The organism is Bartonella sp. AP331QHHD (genome assembly GCF_042195905.1).
GTDB lineage: Bacteria > Pseudomonadota > Alphaproteobacteria > Rhizobiales > Rhizobiaceae > Bartonella.
Map to the genome: position 1 here is coordinate 1 of NZ_JBHIPG010000045.1, position 2,184 is coordinate 2,184.

Here is a 2,184-nt window from a genome sequence, read left to right on the forward strand (position 1 = left end):
TTATCTTATCAACGATTTCTGAAAGTTGTTTTCCAACCTTTTTAACTTTTCGTGAAGGCAATTTCGCAATCATCGCTTCGTTAATTTGCCATCGGTTGTTAACTTCGTTTGAAAGATTGATATTTTGCTCGCGAATGATTGGTTGTTTGGTTTCTATCGTTTTGATTTGTTCTGATTGAACATCATCACACTCGATTGCCTTTTCAACAAAATCGTTTGTTTCTAAATTTTCAAAATCAATTTCTCTTTTTGATAAAATAATAGTTTTATTTTTATTGTTATTGTTAATGTTATTGTTAATGTTATTGTTATATATATAGGCATCATTAAGCATCGCTTTAGCATCATGCTTAGCATGCTTAGCATCATTAAGCATCGTTTTAGCATCATTAAGCATTGCTTTAGCATCGTTTTTATCAGTATTTTCAGTAACTTGAGCATCATCACAAGCATCACAAGTATAAGTTGTATGTTTATCCCATCTTGCCTGCGCTGCTTTCTTTGCTCTCTCCGATAATCTCTTTGATCGTGATGCTTTTGATACCTTTTCTAAACTCTCATGAGAGTTAGTAAGCTCTTCTTCAACATCTAAATTCCACAAGCGACCATCTGCTAAACGAATGAAATATCCTTCTTCAAGCAAAACATTCAGTGCCGCTTCAAACTTCTTCACTGAATAACCAGTGTAATGAGATAAAACTTTAATATTATAAAAAAGAGGTTCACCAGTACGCAACATACGTAACCGTAATCGCATATAGATATTGCCCTCTACAGCAGGCAAATAATCAACAACAATTGCCCACTGGTCTGCAAAAAGCCTCGTCCATGGTAATTTACTGGACATACCCCAATTCCCTTTCTTTAACTAAATATAAAATTGCTAAAGCATCTGCTTCGTTGTCATCTTTCGGATTGTGCCCTTTTGCACGCACCGCCTTAATCATCTCTTCTTTCGACGCATTCCCCTTGCCTGTCGTCGCTTTCTTAATTNCTTTTGCACGCACCGCCTTAATCATCTCTTCTTTCGACGCATTCCCCTTGCCTGTCGTCGCTTTCTTAATTGTACTTACTGGTATCCCCTCATACGGTATCTGATGCTGTTCACACCACGCCGTTAACGTTGCTAACAAACCACCGTAAACATGCGCTGCATCTGTACCTTTATGACGCCTCACCTCTTCAAAATACACCGCGTCAATTTGACCTGCTGTCTGCTTTATTTCTGATAGCCATTGTTTAAAACGCAAATAACGCATTCCACCGCCTTCAAAACGGCGTGATTGAAAATTCACGGTACCACTGAACATGTCACCACTTGCACCACGTATCGCCCACCCCGTTTTGGTACCTAGATCAAAACAAAGAATCGTGTTAGTCACAACGCCGCTCCATACATAATGTGTTTTATATGATTGTTTTTTTCAAAAAGCGGGCTGAGAAAAATATGGAAGATACACCAACAACATATGAATGTATTTCTTTAATCATTAGTACGTTCTCTCTACTTTTTGTTTTGTATAAAAGCTACAAAGAACAAAAAGAAAAATGTTTAGGACAAAAGTTGCAAAACTGTACTGTACGTACAGTTTTTGAACATCTGTCTCCAAAGCATCCTAGTGACCTTGAAGGTGAATTGGAATTAGCCATTTACAATCCTACAAACCAAATAATCAAAATAAATCACATAAAAATACCTAAAAAACACCCATTTATATTTACTGAAGCACTCTACCCAGATCCTACCGAAGGTATCTCAGATTCTAAAAAACGTAAAAATGGAAAGAAAATCGCTTTAAAAAGCGAAAAGCATATTGATTTAATAGACCCAAAATTAGATCCTAACCATTTGGGATTTTTTGATCTTTTTAGTATAAAAGCCAAAAGTAAATTGACTCTTTGGTTTACCATACACCCACAAAAACCATGTTTAAGAAAACCTATAACCATCGTAGTTGAACATACCTCATGTAATAATCCAGAAAAAACTCTTGAGACCACTTTTTGTCTTGGTTTTTTCCGTTGGACAGATGAACAGGACAAAGCTTGGGAAAACGGGATATCTAAAGGAAAAGAACTTATGGATAGTTCTAATAACTACAACCATATTCCGCACTCCCAATAATAACGGAGTCGCTCCCATATTCTACGGTGCCAAGGTAGAGATGCCATGTATTGTTGTGG

2 protein-coding genes and 1 pseudogene are annotated in these 2,184 nt (G+C 36.7%); 1 reads left to right on the forward strand and 2 read right to left on the reverse strand.

The window, feature by feature from the left end; all coding sequences use genetic code 11:
* Nucleotides 1-847, reverse strand: a pseudogene (locus ACFIMS_RS05345) (hypothetical protein); the annotation flags it as partial.
* Nucleotides 837-1,382 carry a crossover junction endodeoxyribonuclease RuvC gene (locus ACFIMS_RS05350; protein ID WP_375696457.1) on the reverse strand — a complete coding sequence of 182 codons (546 nt, stop codon included), beginning with the start codon at nucleotides 1,380-1,382 and terminating at the stop codon, nucleotides 837-839. The gene ACFIMS_RS05350 and the pseudogene ACFIMS_RS05345, both read right to left, overlap by 11 nt.
* Before the next feature lie 29 nt (nucleotides 1,383-1,411).
* Between ACFIMS_RS05350 and ACFIMS_RS05355 the strand changes: the two genes are divergently transcribed.
* Nucleotides 1,412-2,125, forward strand: a complete 714-nt coding sequence (locus ACFIMS_RS05355; RefSeq protein ID WP_375630472.1) for a hypothetical protein — start codon at nucleotides 1,412-1,414, stop codon at nucleotides 2,123-2,125.
* The last annotated feature ends 59 nt before the right edge of the window (nucleotides 2,126-2,184 follow it).

Coding starts and splice junctions, on each gene's coding strand:
- ACFIMS_RS05355 (WP_375630472.1), top strand. CDS start 1,412: ATGATTGTTTTTTTCAAAAAGCGGGCTGAGAAAAATATGGAAGATACA.